Genomic DNA, 19704 nt, shown 5'->3' on the forward strand with positions numbered 1-19704 from the left:
GATGTGCGGCTGAGGAGAGCCGGGTACCCGTCGCTCGGGGGTGCACGCCCGAGGTCACACCAACGGAGTCATGCGGTGTCGCCCGGCGGCTGCCCGGCCGCCTGCCCGGCCGCCTGCTCGGCCGCCTGCTCGCGGTGCTCCGTGAGGGCCTGCTCCAGGCTGGCGTGCACGGGCGTGGTGAGGCTCACGCCGGTGAGGTCGATGATGCGGCGCACCGCCGGGGTGGGCGCGGCCAGCCGCAGTGAGCCGCCGACCCGGCGGCTCTCCTGCTGGGCGCGGATGACGATGTTGAGGCCGGAGGAGTCCATGAAGGGCACCGCGGCCAGGTCCAGCACCAGGTGGCGGCGGCCGTGGTGGACCTGGTTGGCCAGCTGGTAGTGGAGTTCGGTGGCGGTGTCCACGTCCAGCTCACCGGCGACGCAGACCACGGCGAGCCCCGGCTCGGGCTGGCTCACCGTCACCGTCAGCGGACCGGTGCCGCCTTCGGCGGTGGAGACGGCGGCGGCGGTGACGTCGGTGCCGACGCCGGTGCTGCCGGTGCTGCCGGTGCTGCCGGTGCTGCCAGTGCTGCCGGTGCCGCCGGTCACCGCCCCGGGCGCGGGGAGCGCCTCCGGCGCGGCCGGAGCGGTGGGGGCGGCCGGGTCGCTGTCGGGGGCCGGGCGGACGGCGGCGGTGCGGGGCTCGGGGCTGATGTCGGGCGTCAAGGGGTTCCTCCGGTGCTCGGCCGCTCCCCGGGCCTCTCCGGCTCCCGGGGTGCACAGGGTCGTGCAAGCGGCTGCCCCGCCTCGGCGGGTCTCACGCCTCCCGTCGCGCACCTTTCGGCGGGCGGTGGTGGAAATCCGCCGTCTGCCGGGGTCGTGCGCCCGGCGCGGCCCCGGCCCGGGGTCGGTCAGGCGGCCGGCTCCAGGTCGCGGGCGGCGGCCCGGTACGCCTGGTACGCCACCAGGTAGGCGCTCTGGAGGCGGGCCAGGGTGGCCGACTGGAGGTCCGTCCACGCCTGCGGCGACCGGGTGGCCGTGCCCGCACAGCGCCGTCGCTCAAGCTCCACCTCGGTCACATAGGCGCGCACCGCGTCATTGGCGCGGTCCACGGCGTGCTGAAGGTCGCTCAGGTCTCCGGTGATCGACAAAGCTGACGGCATGTGGCCAATTCTAGGGAGCGGCACTGACAGCGGATGCCGCCGTCAGTCGCCGCACCGCCGCCACCAGCACGTTTACCGGAGCCACGTTGTGGAGATCACACTCTGATGACGTTTGTGGCCACTTGAAGGAGGTCAGGACGGCCCCAGCGGGCGGGAGGCTAGAGCCGGGCGGCCTTGCGCAGCAGCTCCAGGGCGCGGTCGTGCTCGCCGTCGGGCAGCGGCTCCAGCAGCAGCCGCTGCACGGTCTGCACGCCGGGGGCGCACTGGCGCAGCACCTCGTGGCCGGCCGGGGAGAGCGCCAGCAGGTTGCGGCGGCCGTCGGAGGGGTCGCGGCGGCGCAGCAGCAGGCCCCGGCGGACCAGTCGGCTGACCATCTCGGCCATGGTCGCCTTGTCCAGTGACGCCCGCTCGCCCACCGTCCGCTGGTCGATGCCGGGCTCGTGGGCGAGCACGTCGAGGACGGAGAACTGGGGGGCGGTGACCTCGGGTCCGACGTGTTCGTTCCAGAGCCGGGTGTGCACCTGCTGGGCGACCCGGATGAGGTAGCCGACGGCGCGTTGGGCGTCCAGCAGTGGCTGAGCGACCGTCAGGGCGGCTATCGCCACCGGCTCCAGGCGGGCGATCCGGGCCAGCGCGGTGACCAGGTCCTGGCGGTCGGCCTCGTCGAGCGGTTCGAACAGGGTCCGCTGGACGCGTACGACGCCCGCGGTGGCCTCGCGGACCAGCTGGGTGCCGTTCGGGGAGAGCGAGAGCAGCTTGCGGCGGCCGTCGGAGGGGTCGCGGCGGCGCAGCACCAGGCCCCGGCGGACCAGTCGGCCGACCATCTCGGCCATGGTCGCCTTGTCCAGTGAGGCCAGCTCACCGACCGTGCGCTGGTCGGCGCCCGGCTCCAGTGCCAGGGCGAGCAGCACGGCGAACTGCGGTGCGGTGACCTCGGAGCCCACCTGCTCCGTCCAGAGCCGGGTGTGTACCTGCTGGGCGACCCGGATGAGATGGCCGGGAGCCTGCATCAGGGCTTCGGATGTACGGGTGATCTCGATCTCCCCCAGCACCATGAGTCCGTCCCCATGTCGCGCCCGACGAGCCTGCGGCAGTCGGGGGGCGCACTACGGCGTGCCGGCGTCCCGCAGCGTCGGGGGAGCTCCGCCGAGCAGCCGACGGCTGCTGGCGCACACTATACAAATGTCCGACTGATCTGCCGAGTCAGGCGGAATAGTAAACGCTTGTTCGCGCACAGGCTAGTTTTGCTCCTTACCCACACAGGAGATTCACCCGCCCGACAGCCCCCGGATCAGCAGATCCGCGAAGGTCGCGCCGATGTCCGCCGGGCCCAGTTCGCCGTCCGCCCGGTACCAGCTGCCCAGGTGGCTGACGCCACCGAAGAACTGATGGGCCACCAGGTCGGCGGAGACGTCGGACCGCAGCTCGCCGGCCCGCTGGCCCTCCTCGACCAGCGCCCGGAAGCGCTCGTGGTAGCGGCGGCGCTCGGCGCGGACGGCCGCCTGCCGGGCGGCGGGCAGCATGTGCACGGAGCGCATGGAGACCACGGCGTCGTCCAGGTGCTCCAGGGTGCTCACCACCACGTCGGCGGCGGCGGCGCGCAGCCGGTCGGCGGCCGGTCCGCCGCGCCCGGCGATCTCGGCCAGCCGCCCGGCCTGGAGGGCCAGCAGCCGGCTGTGGATCTCCTGGAGCAGGTCGTCCTTGGAGGAGTAGTAGTGGTACATCGCGCCCTTGGTGACTCCGGCGGTCTCCACGATGTCCTGGACGGAGGTCTGGGCGAAGCCCCGGTCCGCGAAGAGGGCGCTGGCCACGGCGAGCAGCCTGGCCTGCACCGGCAGCTCCGGGTCCGGCCGGGGCGGCAGGTCCGCGACCCGGGAGTGCAGCGGGCCGGGGAGCACGGTGCGTACGGCGGTCGGCTCTCCGGCGGGTCGGCGGCGGGCGGCGGACACCTGGGCTCCTCTCCACCGGCGGGTCGTACGGGTACAGTCTAGCGGACATACTTACTGGTCGGTATGGTGGCAGGGCCGCCCCGGAAACGCTCCGGCGGACGGCCCGTCCTGCCCGTCCCCTACCCGATCCCGCCCCCCGCAGCCGAGGCCCGAAAGGACGCCGCGCATGGCCGGCCAGCCCCCGGGGCTCGACCTGGACCGGTTGCGCGCCCATCTGGAGCGCGCCCGCCCCGGTCTCGCCACCGGCCCGCTGTCCGCCCGGCTGATCACGGGCGGCAAGTCCAACCTGACGTACGCGCTCACCGACGGGCACTCCCGCTGGGTGCTGCGCCGCCCGCCGCTGGGGCACGTACTGGCCACCGCGCACGACATGGCCCGCGAGCACCGGGTGATCTCCGCGCTGGCCGACACCGCCGTGCCGGTGCCCGCCACCCACCTGCTCTGCGAGGACCCGGCGGTGCTCGGCGCCCCCTTCTACCTGATGGCCGAGGTGCCCGGCACGGTCTACCGCACCGGCGAGGACACCGCCGCCCTGGGCGCCGACCGGGCGCGGGCGCTGGCGACGCGGCTGACCGACGTGCTGGCCGCGCTGCACGCGGTGGACCCCGCCGAGGTCGGGCTGGCGGACTTCGGCCGCCCGGCGGGCTTCATGGCCCGCCAGGTGGAGCGCTGGCGGCGCCAGTTCGAGGCGTCCCGCAGCCGGGAGATCCCGGGCATGGACGAGCTGTACCAGCGGCTGCGCGGCAGCGTGCCGCCGGCCCAGCGGGTGGCCGTGGTGCACGGCGACTACCGGTTGGACAACGTCATCTTCGGGCCGGACGACACGGTGGCCGCCGTGCTGGACTGGGAGATGGCCACCCTGGGCGACCCGCTGGCCGACCTGGGACTGATGCGGGTCTACTGGGAGATCTCCCGCGACCTGCCGGACAACCCGGTCTCCTCTGCGGTCAGCGCGGCGGCCGGCTTCCCCGCGATGGACGAGCTGGTGGCCCGGTACGCCGCGCGCAGCGGCCTCGACACCGCCCCGCTGCCCTGGTACACCGCCTTCGCCCGCTACAAGCTGGCGATCATCGCGGAGGGCATCCACTACCGCTTCACCCAGGGCAAGACCGTGGGCGGCGGCTTCTCCCACCTGGGCGCCCTGGTGCCGCCGCTGGTCGCGGCGGCCGTGGAGTCCCTGCCGACGGAAGGGTCCTGAGCGATGGACTTCGGATACGACGGCCGCACCGAGGAGCTGCGCGGCCGGCTGCTGGACTTCATGGCCGAGGCCGTGCTGCCCGCCGAGCCGGTGTTCGCGGCGCAGGTGGCGGCGGCGGGCGACCCCTGGGCGCGGCCGCCGGTGATGGCGGAGCTGAAGGCCGAGGCGCGGCGGCGGGGGCTGTGGAACCTCTTCCTGCCCGGCACCGAGCACGGCGCCGGGCTGACCAACCTCCAGTACGCGCCGCTGGCGGAGATCACCGGCCGCAGCCCGCACCTGGCCCCGGAGGCGCTGAACTGCGCCGCCCCGGACACCGGGAACATGGAGGTGCTGGCCGAGTTCGGCACCCCCGAGCAGCAGGACCGCTGGCTGAAGCCGCTGCTGGCCGGTGAGATCCGCTCCGCCTTCTGCATGACCGAGCCCGAGGTGGCCTCCTCCGACGCCGCCAACATCGCCACCCGGATCGAGCGGGACGGCGCCGACTACGTGGTCAACGGCCGCAAGTGGTGGTCGTCCGGCGCCATGGACCCGGCCTGCGAGATCCTGGTGGTGATGGGCCGTACCGACCCGGCGGCGGCCCGGCACCGGCAGCAGAGCATGATCCTGGTGCCGCGTGACACCCCCGGGGTGAGCGTCGAGCGGGGGCTGACGGTCTTCGGCTACCGCGACGGGCCGCACGGCGGGCACGGCGAGGTGGTCTTCACGGATGTGCGGGTGCCCGCCGCCCAGCTGATCGCGGGTGAGGGCGAGGGCTTCGCCATCGCCCAGGCGCGGCTGGGTCCGGGCCGCATCCACCACTGCATGCGGCTGATCGGCATGGCCGAGCGCGCGGTGGAGCTGATGTGCCGCCGAGTGGTCTCCCGGACGGCGTTCGGCCGGCCGCTGGCCGAGCAGGGCGTGGTGCAGGAGTGGATCGCGGAGTCCCGGGTGCGGATCGAGCAGTTGCGGCTGCTGGTGCTGAAGACCGCCTGGCTGATGGACACCGTCGGCAACCGGGGCGCGCACACCGAGATCCAGGCCATCAAGATCGCCACGCCGTCCGCGGTGGAGTGGATTCTGGACAAGGCCATCCAGGCGCACGGCGGCGGCGGGGTCTCGCAGGACTTCCCGCTGGCCCAGCTGTGGGCGCACGCCCGTACGCTGCGATTCGCGGACGGTCCGGACGAGGTGCACCGGCGGTCTCTGGCGCGCCGCGAGCTGAAGCCGTACCTTCCCGTCTGATCCTGCTTGCTGACGGCCGGCCGACCGGCATGCCGACCGGCTCGCGGACCACCACCCCCGCCGACGCGGAACAACCCGTCGGCGGACCCGGCACCCACAGGTGCCCCGACGAAGGAGTCGAGTACCCCCATGACCGAGCAGACCACCGCCCCCCGCGTCGCGATCGTCACCGGTGCCGCCCGTGGCATCGGCGCCGCCACCGCGATCCGCCTCGCCGCCGACGGCCTCGCCGTCGCGGTGCTCGACCTGGACGAGGCGGCCTGCCAGGAGACCGTGGCGGCGATCACCTCGGCGGGCGGCCGGGCGCTGGCGGTCGGCGCCGACGTGGCGGACGCCGAGCAGGTGCAGGCCGCCGTCGACCGGGTCGCCGCCGAGCTGGGCGCCCCGACCGTGCTGGTCAACAACGCCGGTGTGCTCCGCGACAACCTGCTGTTCAAGATGTCCGAGTCGGACTGGGACACCGTGATGAGCGTCCACCTCAGGGGCGCGTTCCTGATGACCCGCGCGGTGCAGAAGCACATGGTGGACGCCGGGTTCGGACGGGTCGTCAACCTCTCCTCGTCCTCCGCGCAGGGCAACCGGGGCCAGGCCAACTACTCGGCGGCCAAGGCCGGGCTCCAGGGCTTCACCAAGACCCTCTCCATCGAGCTGGGCAAGTTCGGCGTCACCGCCAACGCGGTCGCCCCCGGCTTCATCGCCACCGACATGACGGCGGCCACCGCCGCCCGGGTCGGCATGAGCTTCGAGGACTTCAAGGCGGCGGCCGCCGCCCGCATCCCGGTGGCCCGGGTCGGTGTCCCGGAGGACATCGCGCACACCATCTCCTTCCTGGTCAGCGAGGGCGCGGGCTTTGTCTCCGGCCAGGTGGTCTACGTGGCCGGCGGGCCGCTGGACTGACACTCCTCCCCCTGACGGGCACCGACGAGACGTGCACCGACGAGAGACGGGTACCGATGAGCGAGGACAGCGGGCGCGTCGCCCTGGTCACCGGGGCGAGCCGGGGCATCGGCTACGCCGTCGCCGAGGCCCTGGTGGCGCGCGGCGACCGGGTGGTGATCACCGGTCGGGACGGCGAGGCACTGGCGGAGGCCGTACGGCGGCTCGGCCCCGACCGGGCCGTCGGGGCGGCCGGCAGGAGCCATGACGCCGCGCACCGGGCGGCGGCGGTGGAGCTGGCCATGGAGCGGTTCGGCCGGATCGACGCGCTGGTCAACAATGTGGGCACCAACCCGGTCTACGGGCCGATGGTCGACCTCGACCTGGACGCCGCCCGCAAGATCCTGGACATCAACCTGGTGGCCACCCTGGGCTGGGTGCAGCTGGTCCACCGGGCGTCGCTGGCGGAGCACGGCGGCGCGATCGTCAACATCTCCTCGGTGAGCGCCCTCGGCCCGGCACCGGGCATCGGGATGTACGGCGCGAGCAAGGCGGCGCTGGTGCAGCTCACCCAGCAGCTGGCGTACGAGCTGGCGCCGTCGGTGCGGGTCAACGCGGTCGCCCCGGCGGTGGTGCGGACCCGCTTCGCCGCGGCGCTGTTCGCCGGGCGCGAGGAGGAGGTGACGGCGTCCTACCCGCTGAAGCGGCTCGGGGTGCCGGCGGACGTCGGCGGCGCGGTGGCGTTCCTGCTGTCCGAGCAGGCGTCCTGGATCACCGGGCAGACCCTGGTGCTGGACGGCGGGCTGACCCTCCAGGCCGGGCTGGGCTGACCGGCCGGGCCGACCTTCCGGGCCGGGGGCGTCCGTCCGCGTACGGAATACCGGCATACCGCCGCGGCGGGAATTCCCCGCCCGGCGGTATGCCGGTTCTGCCGCAATGATGGGAAAACGGCAGTCGGCCGGCCTGCACCATAGCGGGACCATCCATGGCCCATACCGCAGAACGCCGCAAAAACGGCGCCGCCGCGCCCGGCGGACCCCGCTCCGGCCTCCCCGGCTAACGCCCGGAGCGAGGTCACATCGTCATTACGAACGCCAGGCCGGTCATGGTGCGCACTGTCACGGGCTGTAACGTCGAGCGAGTGCGTACCCAGACGAACGACGCCGCTCCGCCCGGACGGCCCGCATCCCGCACCGCGGCGCAGTCCCAGGAGCAGCCGAGGTCGCACCTGACCCGTAGACAGCAGGTGGTCTTCGCGGCCGCGCTGCTGAGCTACCTGGCGGTGGTCGTCGGGGTGCTGGCCAACTCCTGGCTGGTCGACCTGGACTGGGCCGCGATGCTGGCCAAGCCGTACAAGCGCTGGCCGCAGCCGCTGCCGTTCCTGAACATCTGGATCGTGGTCGGCCAGCGCGGTCCTTCCGCCATCGCCGCCTGCGCCTGGCTGATCTGGCGCAGCCACCGCACCCGCAGCACCCGGCCGCTGCTGATGATGGGCGCCGCGCTGCTGCTGCTCAACCTCACGGTCGGCGCGGTGAAGATCGTCACCGGGCGGCTCGGCCCGCACTACGCCCACTACATCGGGTCGCCCGAGCTCTTCGCCGGCGGCCAGATCTTCCCCTCCGGGCACACCACCAACTCGGTCGTGACCTGGGGTGTCATCGCCTATCTGGCGGTGCGGATGCGCCGCACCGGCGCGGTGCTCGCCGGGGTCACGGCCGCCTCCATCGGGCTGACCACCGTCTACCTGGGCACCCACTGGGTCACCGATGTGGTGGCCGCCTGGGCGGCGGGGCTGCTGGTGCTGCTGGCGCTGCCGCTGCTGGAGCCCGCCGTCGCCGCCGCCGATCAGCGGATCAAGGCGCTGTGGCAGCGCGGGCGCGGCGGCCCGCCGGCGCCCGACTGGTCCCCGTGGGACGAGGCGGTGCAGGACGAGCTGGGCGGTGTGCCGGTGCCCCGGGACCGCGCGGCGGGACGGCCGGAGCAGTCGCCCGGCCGCAGCGGCGCGCCCGCCTGAGGCCCCGCGCCCGGCCGGTGCCGCTCAGCCGATCCAGCAGCGGACCACCCGGCCCTGGTCGGCGGCGAAGTTGATCCGCCCGATCAGGTACTCCAGAGTCACCACCGCGCCCGGCGGCACCACCCGCACCGTGGTCCAGCCGCGCCGCCTGGCGGTCGCCTCCGCGTCCTCGGCGGCCATCCCCAGATAGCCCTCGGGGTCGTCGCGGGGCGGTCCGGTCTGCTCGGGCATGCCGCTGCACCTCACTCCTTCGGGGGACACCGGTTCGGCGTCCCCCACGTATCGTCCCGCCACGTCGTCCCGCCACGTCATCCCGCCACGCTATGCGCCCGGGGCGGCCCGGCGGAAGCACCCGGCGGGCGCACCCCGGGGTATCGGCTTCATCACAGTCGTGAATGCGCCGCGCGCTCGCCGTGTACGGACTGAAATGCCTTCCCGCAATACGCGGCACCACTCCCCTCCCCCCGGGAATTCGCCCGCCGCCCGTCGCGGAATTCCGGTCGGCTCGATATCCGGCCGGGCGCGTCCGGCGGTGCGCGGTGAATGCGCCAGAGCCCGGCCGGATTCGATGGGACAGTGGTGCGCGCGGGTGCCGGCTGGCACAGTGAGCGCAGTACGCAGCACCACACCAGCCGCTTCCACCGGGGGCCAGCAGCGATGCACCAGACCGGCCACTCCCCCGAGCCCGGCCCCGCCGCCGCGCCGGCCCCCGCACGGCCCGGCGCCGACCTGGTGCTCGGCCTGGACGTGGGCGGCACCGCCACCCGGGCGCTCCTCTGCGACCTGGCCGGCCACCGGCACGGCCGGGCCGTCAGCGGCGGCGGCAACCCGGCCGCCCACCGCACCCACCGGGCCGCCGCCGCGCTGTCGGTGGCGCTGCGCGGCGCGCTGGCCGAGGTGGACCCGCGCCGGGTCGGGCACGGGGTGGTCGGGCTGGCCGGCCGGCGGCTGCTGGCCCGCCCCGACGTCCGGGCGGCGCTGCGCCGGGTGTGGCAGGAAGCGGGCCTGGACTGCCCGATGACGGTGGTGCCCGACGCCGTGGCGGCCTTCGCCGCCGGGTCGGCCGCCGGCAGCGGGAGCGTGCTGATCTCCGGCACCGGGGCGATCGCGGTCCGGATGGACCGCTGGGAGGAGGTCCGGCGCTCCGACGGGCTCGGCTGGCTGCTGGGCGACCTCGGCTCGGGCTTCTGGCTGGGCCGGGAGGCCGTCCGGGTGACGCTGGAGGCGCTGGCCGGGCGGGCGCACGCGCCGGTGCTGGCCCCGCTGGTGCTCACCGCGCTGCTGGGCGCCGCCGGGGACGGCCCCGACCCGGCCGCGCAGCCCGACCCGGGCGGTGCGCTGGCGGACCGGCTGGTGGCCGCCGTGTACGGGGGGCGGCCGGTGGAGCTGGCCCGGCTGGCGCCGCTGGTGACGGCGGCGGCGGAGCGGGACGACGCGGCGGCGGCCGGGATCGTGGAGGCGGCGGCGGGGCATCTGCTGGCGACGCTGGCCGCCGTACGCCGTCCGGGTGAGCGGACGCCGGTGGTGCTCTCCGGGTCGTGCCTGCTGTCCGGCGGGCCGCTGGGCCGGCTGGTGGTGCGCGGGATCGGGCGGCAGTGGCCCGGCGCCCAGGTGTGCCGGGCGCTGGACGGCGCGGCCGGCGCGGCGGTGCTGGCGGCGGACGCGCTGGGGCTGGACGAGGCGACGCTCGCCGCGATGCACCGGCGGCTGCTGGCCGAGCCGGACTGACCGCCCGGGGCGGCGGGGACGCTGCGTCACCGGTTGGGATGTTTCCGCTCACCATGAGCGGTTACGCGGCTGGGTGGGCAACGATCTGGAAGGCCGCCTCCATGACGACGTACGGATACTTCCTGTCCTGCGAGGAATTCCCACCGGCCGCCCTGCTGGAGCAGGCGCGGATGGCCGAGCAGGCCGGCTTCGAAGCACTCGCCATCTCCGACCACTACCACCCGTGGAACGACGAGCAGGGCAACAGCCCCTTCGTCTGGACGATGATCGGGGCGCTCTCCCAGGTCACCTCGCTGCCGGTGACCACGCTGGTCACCTGCCCGACCGTCCGGCTGCACCCGGCGGTGACCGCGCAGGCCGCCGCGACCTCCGGCGTGGTCACCGGCGGCCGGTTCCGGCTCGGGCTGGGCACCGGCGAGGCCCTCAACGAGCACATCCTGGGCGGCCCCTGGCCCGAGGCGCGGGTGCGGATCGAGATGCTGGAGGAGGCCATCGGGGTGATGCGGCGGCTGTTCACCGGCGAGCAGGTCAGCCACCGGGGCACGCACTACACGGTGCAGAACGCCCGGCTGTACACCCTCCCGGAGGAGCAGCTGCCGATCTACATCTCCGGCTTCGGCCCGCAGGCCGCCGCGCTGGCCGGCCGGATCGGCGACGGCTTCGTCACCATGGCGCCCGACGTCGAGCTGGTGGAGCGGTTCCGCAAGAGCGGCGGCGCGGACAAGCCGGTGATCGGCGGCACCAAGGTCTGCTGGAGCACGGACGCGGCCAGGGCGCGCAGCACCGCGCACCGGCTCTGGGCCACCGAGCAGCTGCCCGGCGAGCTGGCGCAGCTGCTGCCCACCCCCGCCCACTTCGCGCAGGCGTCGCAGCTGGTCACGGAGGAGATGGTGGGCTCCTCGGTGGTCTGCGGCGACGACGTGGCGGAGCACGCCGCGGCGCTGCGGGAGTACACCGCCGCCGGTTTCGACGAGGTGTACGTCGCGCAGATCGGCCCCGACCAGCGGGGCTTCTTCGACTTCTACCGCAGCCAGGTGCTGCCGCAGCTCGCGGACTGACCCGGCGGGGCCCCACCCCGGGCGGCACGACCAGGACCACGATCGCGAACGGAGAACCATGTCCAGCACCAAGGTGTCCGACTACATCCTGCAACGGCTGCGCGACTGGGACGTCGAGCATGTCTTCGCCTACCCGGGCGACGGCATCAACGGCCTGCTCGCGGCCTGGGGCCGGGCCGAGGACCGGCCGAAGTTCATCCAGGCGCGGCACGAGGAGATGGCCGCCTTCGAGGCGGTGGGCTACGCCAAGTTCTCCGGCCGGGTGGGGGTCTGCGCGGCGACGTCCGGCCCCGGCGCCATCCATCTGCTGAACGGGCTGTACGACGCCAAGCTGGACCACGTCCCGGTGGTCGCGATCGTCGGGCAGACCGACCGCAGCGCGATGGGCGGCTCGTACCAGCAGGAGGTCGACCTGCTGAGCCTGTACAAGGACGTCGCCTCGGAGTTCTGCGAGATGGTGACCGTCCCCGAGCAGCTGCCCAACGTCCTGGACCGGGCGATCCGCACCGCGTACGCCAGGCACACCGTGACCGCCGTGATCGTCCCGGCGGACGTGCAGGAGCTGGAGTACTCGGCGCCCACCCACGCCTTCAAGATGGTGCCCTCCAGCCTGGGGCTCGCCCACTACGCGCCGATCCCCGCCGACGAGGAGCTGCGCCGGGCGGCGGAGCTGCTGAACGCGGGCGAGAAGGTGGCCGTCCTGGTCGGGCAGGGCGCCCGGTCGGCCAGGGCGGAGGTGGTGGAGGCCGCCGAGCTGCTGGGCGCGGGCGTCGCCAAGGCGCTGCTGGGCAAGGACGTGCTGCCGGACGACCTGCCGTTCGTCACCGGGTCGATCGGGCTGCTGGGCACCCGGCCGTCGTACGAGATGATGCGGGACTGCGACACCCTGCTGGTGATCGGCTCCAGCTTCCCGTACACCCAGTTCCTGCCGGAGTTCGGCCAGGCCAGGGCGGTGCAGATCGACATCGATCCCTCCATGGTCGGGCTGCGCTACCCGTTCGAGATCAATCTGGTGGGGGACTCCCGGGAGACGCTGAAGCGGCTGCTGCCGCTGCTGCGCCGCAAGGAGCAGCGGTCCTGGCGGGAGCGGGTGGCGGCCGATGTCACCCGCTGGTGGGAGGTGATGGGGCGCCGGGCGGCGGCCGGGGCGCATCCGATCAACCCGGAGTACGTGGTGGGCGCGCTGGACCCGCTGCTGCCGCTGGACGCGATCCTCACCGCCGACTCGGGTTCGGCCGCCAACTGGTACGCCCGGCATGTGCGGATGCGCGGCACGATGCGCGGGTCGCTCTCGGGCACCCTGGCGACCATGGGGCCGGGCGTGCCGTACGCCATCGGCGCCAAGTTCGCCCACCCGGAGCGGCCGGTGATCGCGCTGGTCGGGGATGGCGCGATGCAGATGAACGGCCTGGCGGAGCTGATCACCGCGGGCAAGTACTGGCGGGAGTGGAGCGATCCCCGGCTGGTGGTGGGCGTCTTCAACAACCAGGACCTCAACCAGGTGACCTGGGAGATGCGGGCGATGCAGGGGGCGCCGCAGTTCGAGCCCTCGCAGTCGCTGCCCGATGTGCCGTACGCGGACATCGCGGTGCGGCTCGGGCTGCGCGGCGTCCGGGTGGAGAAGCCGCAGGAGGTCGAGCCGGCCTGGCGGGAGGCGCTGGCGGCGGACCGGCCGTGCGTGGTGGAGTTCGTCACCGACCCGGCGGTGCCGCCGATCCCGCCGCATGCCTCCTGGGAGCAGATCGAGTCGGTCGCCTCGGCCGTGCTGCACGGCGACAGCGACCGGGCGGGCATGGTCCGGCAGGGCGTCAGGGCGAAGATCCAGGAGTTCCTGCCGGGCGGGAAGGGCAAGGGGTGAGGACGCTGTCGCGGCGCGGCCGGACGGGTGGCGGCGCGGGGTTCAGGCGTTGCGGCCGAGCAGGGCCAGCAGCTTGGTCTGCTCATCGGCGTCGTCGGAGACCTTGACCGGGCCGCCGAAGAAGCCACTGGCCGGCAGCTGGTCGGCGTACGGCTCGACCTCGCGCCGGGCGAAGCCGACCAGCTCCGGCGCGAGCCGGGTGTCGCCGCCGGTGGCGCGGGCCAGGTCCCAGGTGTGCACGGCGGCGTCCATCGCCAGCTGGCTGCAGTACTTCACCGCCGGGGTCGCGCCGGACGACAGTCGGACGGTACGGTCCAGCGCGCCGTGCCGGGTGAACGCCTCCCGGGCGGCGGTGGCGGCGTGTCGCCAGGCGGCCGCCGGGTCGTCGCCCAGCCGGTCGCCGGCGAAGCGGTCCCCGACCTCCTCCAGGGTGGCGCCCTCCATCAGCGGCGGCACCCAGAGCTGTTCCACGGTCAGATGGTTGACCAGGTCGCGCACTGTCCACTCGCTGCACGGGGTGGGCGCGGACCACTGGTTGGCGCCCACGGCCCGCACCCGGCGGCCGAAGGAGGCGAGCGCCTCGGCGTGCATCCTGAGCACCTCTTCCTGCTCATCGGTCAGGGTGTGCGCCATCGGGCCGCCTCGTCTCCGGTGCTGGGCCGGGGGCGGTCCGCTCCGCAGGGGCCGTACTCTCCCGGGGCCTCCGGGGTGCCCGGAGCCGCCCTGCGCCTGCCCGCTGCGTACAGGCGACACACCGGGGGCCGGCGGGCGCCGCACGAACGGCCCAGTACGGGGCACGCGGTACGGGGGCGCGCAGCGCGGGGGCGCGCCCAGCGGGCGCGGGGCGCCCCATCGCAGCCCGCGCCCCGTTCAGCGCCCGCGTGAGGCGCGGGCCGCGAGCACCCCGGCCGCGCCCGCGCCGAGCGCCGCGCCGGCGCCCAGCAGACCGTGGTGGCGCGAGGCCCACGCCTGCGCGCTGCGCGGATGCGCCCGGTTGCCGAACCGGCCGTGCGCGCCGAAGTCGGGCCCGCCGGGGCCGTCGGCCGGTTCCCACAGGTTGCCCTGGCTGTCCTGCGGCTGCTCCTCGGGCGTCTGCTGCGACTCGTAACCGGTACGGGCCAGATAGCGGTCCAGCAGGCCGGGCGCCACCGCGTTGGCGATCAGCGTCGCGGCGGTGCTGCCGCCCACCCAGTACTCGCGGCGGCCCGGGTACTCGGCGGCGTACGTCACCGCGCGGGCCGCCACCTCGGGCTGGTAGACCGGCGGCACCGGCTGGGCGCGACGCGGCAGCCTGCTGAGCAGCCAGTCGAACTGCGGGGTGTTCATGGCCGGCAGCTGCACCATGGTCACCCGGACCCGGGTCCCGCTGTGCAGCAGCTCGCAGCGGAGCGCCTCGTTGAAGCCCTGGACGGCGTGCTTGGCCCCGCTGTAGGCGGTCTGCAACGGGATGCCCCGGTAGGCGAGCGCCGAGCCGACCTGCACCACGGTGCCGTGGTCACGCGGCAGCATCCGCCGCAGGGCGGAGCGGGTGGCGTACACATAGCCGAGGTAGGTGACCTCGGTGGTGCGGCGGAACTCCTCGGGGTCGATCTCGGTGAAGGGCGCGAAGACGGACGAGAAGGCGTCGTTGACCCAGACGTCGAGCGGGCCGAACTCCCGCTCGACCTGCTCGGCGGCCCGCTCGACGGCCCGGTGGTCGGCCACGTCGACCGGGACGGCCAACGCCTCGCCGCCCGCGGCCTGCACCTGCTCGGCGGCGGCCTGCAACCCGCGTTCGCCGCGGGCCAGCAGGGCCACCCGGTCACCGAGGGCGCCGAACCGGACCGCGGTGGCCCGCCCGACGCCGCCACTGGCGCCGGTGACCACCACGGTCCGCGGAATGTGGGCGCTGCGGCGCCCGCGCTTGGACAACTGCACGGGAATCGGTCCTCCGTCGGCGAGGCGGGTGCGGGTAGGAGTACGGGACTGCCGGGCGCCTGCCCGGCGGGCGAGCGCTCATGCCCGCCCCGGCGTCACCGGCCGTCGTACGCGGGCCGGACCCGCTCGGCCGGCGGCCAGGAGAGCGCCGAAATGGTGTCGCCGAAGCCGCCCCTGGCCCGTACGCTGCGCCGCGCCGAGGTGATCACCGGCAGGTCCGCCGCCCGCCGGACCGGGCGGCCCAGGGCCTCCAGCGCGGCCACCAGGGCGTGGTCCTCCCCCACCGCCAGCGCCGTGAAGCCGCCCGCCGAGCGGTAGGCGTCGGCCCGCACCCCCAGGTTGGCGCCGTGCACATGGGGGTGCTCGGCGCGCGGCCCGCTGCGTGCCACCGGCTTGGGCGCGGTCTCCACGGCCGGGCGGACCGGGGTCGCGTACTGCCGTTGGAACTTCTCGGCGGTGCCCGGCGGGTGCTCGGACCAGTCCAGCACCTGCACCGTGCCCAGCACCGCGTCCCAGCCCTGCTCCGCGTACGCCAGCTGCCGGGCCAGCCAGCCGTACGGCACCCTGCTGTCCGCGTCGGTGTGGGCCAGCCACACCTCGCCCGGCGCGGGCGCCCCACTGGGCGTCAGCACGGCGGCCAGCGCCCGGTCGGTGCCACGGGCTCGGGCGGCGCCGACGTTGCGGGCCAGGATGGTGGCCACCTCGGCTCCGGCGTGCCGGGCGATGGCGGCCGTACGGTCGCGGCAGCTGTCCGCCACCACCACGATCCGCACCGGGAGGCCCTGCACCAGCGGATGGCGGACCGCCCGGCGCACGGAGGCCAGGCAGCCCCCGAGCAGTCGCTCCTCGTCGCGGGCGGGGACGACGACGGCGATGGCACGGATCATGGACGGACCCTCCTGGTGGCGTCGGACGGACCGGCTCGACCGCCTCGGCGCGCGGCCGGACGGCGGGCGCCGAAGGCGGAGCTGGGTGTGCGAGGAACCGGTCGGGCGCGCGGGGGTGCGCACGGCGCCGAGGAACCCTCTGCGGCCACGGTGTCACGGCGGGGCCCGATGCCGCGCGGGGCGGTTCGGCCCACGGCCTTCCCTTCACCCGACTGGGCGTGCGGACCGGGTCGGCGGCCGTCGTCCGGACTGACCTGCTCCGCTTCGTGTCCGGACCGCCGGATCGGGTACGCGAACTGCTGGGTGGCCCAGGAGCGCGCACCGGACCCGCACGGCGCGGGGCCCGTACCGCGCGACCCCGGGCCGCTGCGGGCCGCTCCGGCCATGGACCACGACGCTGGAGGCACGAGACCATGCGGCAGAACATCCCCAATCGCGACCGAGGCGCGGCCGGGGGGACCGACGCGCCGCGCACCTCCCCGCACGGCATGCCGCTGGAGGGGCAGGGCATACCGGGCCTGCGCAGCCGGATCCGGCCGACCGACACCGAGCTGCCCGACCGGCACACCACCTATGACATCACCGGGCGGCGCCGCGACCGCCGGGGCGTGCTCCCCGACGGCGCGAAACTGTCGGACCTGCGGATCTTCCTGGCGAGCGTGTTCGCCCCGCTGCTGCTGGTGGGCGCGGCGATCTTCGCCTTCCTGGCGTCGCTGGCCGCAGGCGGCAGCACGGCGCGCAGCGCCTATGTGTGGGTGGCGGTGGCGCTGTTCGTGCTCTCGGTGGGTGCGGCGCTGGACGTCGGCCAGTCGGTCTGGCGCCGTCGGCGGCGGGAGCAGCGGCGGCGGGCCGGGAGGGCGGCCGCCGAGCGCTGACCGCGCGCGGCAGGTGACCGAGTGCCCGGGGCCGGACGGCCCCGGGCACTCTGCTGTCCGCCGTTCGAACAGAAAGGTGCGGTGGCCGCAGTGGATTCACTCGAATTGCTGAGGAAACGACAGATTCGATTGGATCGATGCGCGATTCCCGACCGAAAGTGACCGTTTGATGGCGCAGGGTCATTCAAAGCGGCGAATCCGCATATGCGCGGCGCCTGCGGTCCCTAGGGTCACCTGTGCCCCACCGAACCGTCGCCCCCGAGTCGGCGGCCGGTCCCCTACGCCTACCGGAGGAACTCACGCCATGAGCACCATGGAGACGGCACTCAAGGAAGCGATGTCCATCGAGGGCGCCACCGGCGTCGCGCTGGTGGACTACAGCAGCGGCATGGCCCTGGGCACGCTGGGCAGCAGCAGTGACTTCGACCTCAATGTGGCGGCGGCCGGCAACACCGACGTGGTACGGGCCAAGATGCGCACCATGGAGATGCTCAATCTGCACAACGAGACGATCGAGGACATCCTCATCACGCTCACCGGGCAGTACCACCTGATCCGGCCGCTGACCCACCGCAGCGGCAAGGGCATCTTCCTCTACCTGGTGCTGGACCGCAGCCGGGCCAATCTGGCCATGGCCCGGCACGTCATCCGCCGGGTCGAGGAGAATTTGGAGATGTGACACCCGGCGCCCCCGCGCCGGAGCCCGGGGCGCCCCGGGCTCCGGCGGGCGGCTGCCGCGCTCAGCGGTTGGCGACCGCCTGCTTGACCAGCGTCCGGCCGAAGTCCCACATCAGGCCGCTGCCCCGGTGGGCGTCGTCCATCACCTCGACGAAGGCGTCCACGAAGCGGTCCACGTCCCGCTCGGTGATGGTCAGCGGCGGAATCAGCTTGATGACCTCAAGGTGGTCGCCGGAGACCTGGGTGAGGATGCGGTGACGCTGCATCAGCGGCACCACCACCATCTGCGCGAACAGCCCCTTGCGGGCCGCCTGGAGCGCCGCCCAGCCGGTGCGCAGCTTGAACGACCTGGGCCGGCCGAACTCGATGCCGATCATCAGGCCCCGACCGCGCACATCGGCCAGCAGCTCGTACGTGTCCACCAGGGCGGCCAACCGCTCGCGGAAGAGGTCCCCGATCCGCCGGGCGTTGGCGACGACCTGCTCGTCCTCCATCACATGCAGCGTCGCCAGACCGGCGGCCATCGCCTGCGCGTTGGAGCCGAAGCTCGCGGAGTGCACCAGCACCCGGTCCATCGAGGAGTAGACCGAGCGGAAGATCCACTCCTTGCCGAGGGTCGCCCCGACCGGTACATAGCCGCCGGACAGCGCCTTGGCCGCGCACACCAGGTCGGGCTCCACGCCCTCCTCGTGCTGGTAGGCGAAGAAGTCCCCGGTGCGGCCCACACCGGTCTGCACCTCGTCGCAGATCAGCAGCGCCTTGTACCGGTGCAGCAGCTCCTGGGCGGCCTTGAGGTAGCCGGGCGGGGCGGCGTGCACCCCCTTGCCCTGGATCGGCTCGACGATCAGCGCGGCCACATCGCCCCGGCGCAGCTCGCGCTCCAGCGCGCCCAGGTCGCCCAGCGGCACGGCGGTGTCCGGCAGCAGCGGGTCGAACCCCTTGCGGAAACCGGTCTCGCCGTTGACCGACAGCGCGCCGGTGGTGAGGCCGTGGAAGGCGTGCTCGCAGTAGAGCACCCGGCTGCGGTGGGTGGCGTACCGGGCGAACTTCAGCGCGGTCTCCACCGCCTCGGTACCGCTGTTGCCGAAGAAGACCCGGTCCAGGTGCGGGGTGTACGACAGCAGCTTCTCCGCCAGCAGGCCGGGCAGCGGGGAGCAGTCGAAGCGGGTGAGGTCGGGCAGCTCCAGGTCCATCACCTGCCGCACCGCGTCGCGCACCACCGGGTGGTGGCGGCCCAGCGCGAAGATGCCGAAGCCGGCCAGCATGTCCAGGTACTCGTTGCCCTCGGCGTCGTAGAAGTACGGCCCCTCGGCGCGCTCGTAGAACTTGTCGAAGCCGATGGTGTGCAGCATCCGCGACAGCTGCGGGTTGAGGTACCGCTCCTGCAACTCGTAGCGCTCTTTGCCCCGCTGGGCGATCAGCGACGCCAGGTCGAAGCCGGCACCCGGTGCGGGCGCCGGCCCGGGGGCCTCGTCGGGTCGGGCTGCGGCGACGGTCTCAGAGGCCACGGTGCGAGTCCCCTTCTCGGGTACGGATGGTTCCTGCGGTGCGGGTCCGGCGGGCCGGCACCCGGACCGCCGGGCCGTCCGGGACGCTCTGCGCCACGGGCGGGCGGCGGCGGGCGGCTGCCACCCGCGCGGAGCCGATGCTACGGGCGAAGCCGGCGGTCTGGGCGGCGATACCGGGGCCGGTCAGGCCGACCTCGTTGAGGATCTCGCCCCGGGCGGCGTGCGCCAGGAACTGCTGCGGGATGCCCAGCTCGCGGGCGGGGGTGTCCACCCCGGCGTCGCGCAGCGCCTGGGCGACGGCGGCGCCCACGCCCCCGGTCCGGCCGTTGTCCTCGACGGTGACCACCAGCCGGTGCCCGGCGGCCAGCGCGGGCAGCGCGGGATCGATCGGCTTGACCCAGCGCGGGTCGACCACGGTGGCGCTCAGCCCGTCGGCGGTGAGCAGCGCGGCGGCGTCCAGGCAGGGCTGGGCCATGGTGCCGACGGCGACCAGCAGCACATCCGGCGGGTCCGCGAGGTCGCCGCCGGGCGGGGTGGTGCGCAGCAGGACGTCGACGCCGCCGATCCGCTCGACGGCGGGGAGGGTCGGGCCGACGTTGGCCTTGGGGAAGCGGACCACGGTGGGGGCGTCGTCCACGGCGACGGCCTCGCGGAGCTGGGCGCGCAGCTGGTCGGCGTCGCGGGGGGCGGCGAGCCGCAGACCGGGGACGACCTGGAGGATCGACATGTCCCACATGCCGTTGTGGCTGGCGCCGTCGGAGCCGGTGACGCCGGCCCGGTCCAGCACGAAGGTGAC

The 19704-nt window shown here is 74.3% G+C and carries 20 protein-coding genes; 10 read left to right on the plus strand and 10 right to left on the minus strand.

Going from position 1 to position 19704, the window contains the following annotated elements; all coding sequences use genetic code 11:
- Positions 1 to 68: 68 nt before the first annotated feature.
- From ACIQGZ_RS22365 to ACIQGZ_RS22380, 4 genes are all read right to left on the minus strand, one after another.
- Positions 69 to 704, minus strand: a complete 636-nt coding sequence (locus tag ACIQGZ_RS22365) for an STAS domain-containing protein (protein ID WP_402604381.1) — start codon at positions 702 to 704, stop codon at positions 69 to 71.
- A gap of 185 nt (positions 705 to 889) precedes the next feature.
- The gene (locus tag ACIQGZ_RS22370) at positions 890 to 1141 is read right to left on the minus strand and encodes a hypothetical protein (protein WP_402604384.1); all 252 of its coding nucleotides are present in this window, start codon (positions 1139 to 1141) and stop codon (positions 890 to 892) included.
- Between the two features lie 158 nt (positions 1142 to 1299).
- Complete coding sequence (locus tag ACIQGZ_RS22375; RefSeq protein ID WP_402604386.1) at positions 1300 to 2196, minus strand: MarR family winged helix-turn-helix transcriptional regulator; 897 nt, start codon at positions 2194 to 2196, stop codon at positions 1300 to 1302.
- 213 nt (positions 2197 to 2409) lie between these two features.
- Positions 2410 to 3024, minus strand: coding sequence for a TetR family transcriptional regulator (locus ACIQGZ_RS22380; protein ID WP_402604451.1), 615 nt, complete (start codon positions 3022 to 3024; stop codon positions 2410 to 2412).
- Positions 3025 to 3256: 232 nt separating this feature from the next.
- Here ACIQGZ_RS22380 and ACIQGZ_RS22385 point away from each other — a divergent pair, with 232 nt between their 5' ends.
- From ACIQGZ_RS22385 to ACIQGZ_RS22405, 5 genes are all read left to right on the plus strand, one after another.
- Positions 3257 to 4288: a phosphotransferase family protein gene (locus tag ACIQGZ_RS22385; RefSeq protein WP_402604389.1), complete on the plus strand. Its 1032-nt coding sequence runs from the start codon at positions 3257 to 3259 to the stop codon at positions 4286 to 4288.
- Positions 4289 to 4291: 3 nt separating this feature from the next.
- Positions 4292 to 5509, plus strand: a complete 1218-nt coding sequence (locus tag ACIQGZ_RS22390) for an acyl-CoA dehydrogenase family protein (RefSeq protein ID WP_402604391.1) — start codon at positions 4292 to 4294, stop codon at positions 5507 to 5509.
- Between the two features lie 129 nt (positions 5510 to 5638).
- On the plus strand, positions 5639 to 6406 hold the full coding sequence (fabG, locus tag ACIQGZ_RS22395) for a 3-oxoacyl-ACP reductase FabG (RefSeq protein WP_402604394.1): 768 nt from the start codon (positions 5639 to 5641) through the stop codon (positions 6404 to 6406).
- Between the two features lie 56 nt (positions 6407 to 6462).
- Entirely contained in the window at positions 6463 to 7215 is a 753-nt protein-coding gene (locus ACIQGZ_RS22400; protein WP_402604397.1) for an SDR family oxidoreductase, read from the plus strand.
- Positions 7216 to 7526: 311 nt separating this feature from the next.
- The gene (locus tag ACIQGZ_RS22405; protein ID WP_402604399.1) at positions 7527 to 8399 is read left to right on the plus strand and encodes a phosphatase PAP2 family protein; all 873 of its coding nucleotides are present in this window, start codon (positions 7527 to 7529) and stop codon (positions 8397 to 8399) included.
- Positions 8400 to 8423: 24 nt separating this feature from the next.
- Here the strand turns inward: ACIQGZ_RS22405 and ACIQGZ_RS22410 are convergent, their stop codons facing one another.
- Positions 8424 to 8630 (minus strand): I78 family peptidase inhibitor, encoded by a 207-nt coding sequence (locus ACIQGZ_RS22410; protein ID WP_402604401.1) that lies wholly within the window; start codon positions 8628 to 8630, stop codon positions 8424 to 8426.
- A gap of 426 nt (positions 8631 to 9056) precedes the next feature.
- Between ACIQGZ_RS22410 and ACIQGZ_RS22415 the strand changes: the two genes are divergently transcribed.
- From ACIQGZ_RS22415 to ACIQGZ_RS22425, 3 genes are all read left to right on the plus strand, one after another.
- A complete protein-coding gene (locus tag ACIQGZ_RS22415) occupies positions 9057 to 10127 on the plus strand; it encodes a BadF/BadG/BcrA/BcrD ATPase family protein (RefSeq protein WP_402604403.1) in 1071 nt (356 codons plus the stop codon).
- 101 nt (positions 10128 to 10228) lie between these two features.
- Positions 10229 to 11185 (plus strand): LLM class F420-dependent oxidoreductase, encoded by a 957-nt coding sequence (locus ACIQGZ_RS22420; protein WP_402604405.1) that lies wholly within the window; start codon positions 10229 to 10231, stop codon positions 11183 to 11185.
- 58 nt (positions 11186 to 11243) lie between these two features.
- Positions 11244 to 13043, plus strand: coding sequence for a thiamine pyrophosphate-requiring protein (locus ACIQGZ_RS22425; protein ID WP_402604407.1), 1800 nt, complete (start codon positions 11244 to 11246; stop codon positions 13041 to 13043).
- Between the two features lie 42 nt (positions 13044 to 13085).
- Here ACIQGZ_RS22425 and ACIQGZ_RS22430 read toward each other — a convergent pair whose 3' ends face one another.
- The 3 genes from ACIQGZ_RS22430 to ACIQGZ_RS22440 all read right to left on the minus strand — a co-directional run bounded on the left by ACIQGZ_RS22430 (position 13086) and on the right by ACIQGZ_RS22440 (position 15847).
- On the minus strand, positions 13086 to 13676 hold the full coding sequence (locus tag ACIQGZ_RS22430) for a TIGR03086 family metal-binding protein (protein WP_402604409.1): 591 nt from the start codon (positions 13674 to 13676) through the stop codon (positions 13086 to 13088).
- Positions 13677 to 13913: 237 nt separating this feature from the next.
- On the minus strand, positions 13914 to 14954 hold the full coding sequence (locus tag ACIQGZ_RS22435; RefSeq protein ID WP_402604454.1) for an SDR family oxidoreductase: 1041 nt from the start codon (positions 14952 to 14954) through the stop codon (positions 13914 to 13916).
- A gap of 101 nt (positions 14955 to 15055) precedes the next feature.
- The gene (locus ACIQGZ_RS22440; RefSeq protein WP_402604411.1) at positions 15056 to 15847 is read right to left on the minus strand and encodes a glycosyltransferase; all 792 of its coding nucleotides are present in this window, start codon (positions 15845 to 15847) and stop codon (positions 15056 to 15058) included.
- A 413-nt stretch (positions 15848 to 16260) separates the two neighbouring features.
- On the opposite strand from ACIQGZ_RS22440, the gene ACIQGZ_RS22445 reads away from it, so the two are divergent.
- Together ACIQGZ_RS22445 and ACIQGZ_RS22450 are read left to right on the plus strand one after the other, a co-directional pair.
- On the plus strand, positions 16261 to 16722 hold the full coding sequence (locus tag ACIQGZ_RS22445; protein ID WP_402604413.1) for a hypothetical protein: 462 nt from the start codon (positions 16261 to 16263) through the stop codon (positions 16720 to 16722).
- Positions 16723 to 17026: 304 nt separating this feature from the next.
- A complete protein-coding gene (locus tag ACIQGZ_RS22450; protein ID WP_402604416.1) occupies positions 17027 to 17401 on the plus strand; it encodes a hypothetical protein in 375 nt (124 codons plus the stop codon).
- A gap of 61 nt (positions 17402 to 17462) precedes the next feature.
- Here the strand turns inward: ACIQGZ_RS22450 and ACIQGZ_RS22455 are convergent, their stop codons facing one another.
- Positions 17463 to 18830: an aspartate aminotransferase family protein gene (locus ACIQGZ_RS22455; protein ID WP_402604457.1), complete on the minus strand. Its 1368-nt coding sequence runs from the start codon at positions 18828 to 18830 to the stop codon at positions 17463 to 17465.
- A gap of 67 nt (positions 18831 to 18897) precedes the next feature.
- A partial coding sequence (locus ACIQGZ_RS22460; RefSeq protein ID WP_402604419.1) for a transketolase C-terminal domain-containing protein occupies positions 18898 to 19704 on the minus strand: 807 nt, incomplete at its 5' end.

Source organism: Streptomyces sp. NPDC092296 (assembly GCF_044755465.1).
Taxonomy (GTDB): domain Bacteria; phylum Actinomycetota; class Actinomycetes; order Streptomycetales; family Streptomycetaceae; genus Peterkaempfera.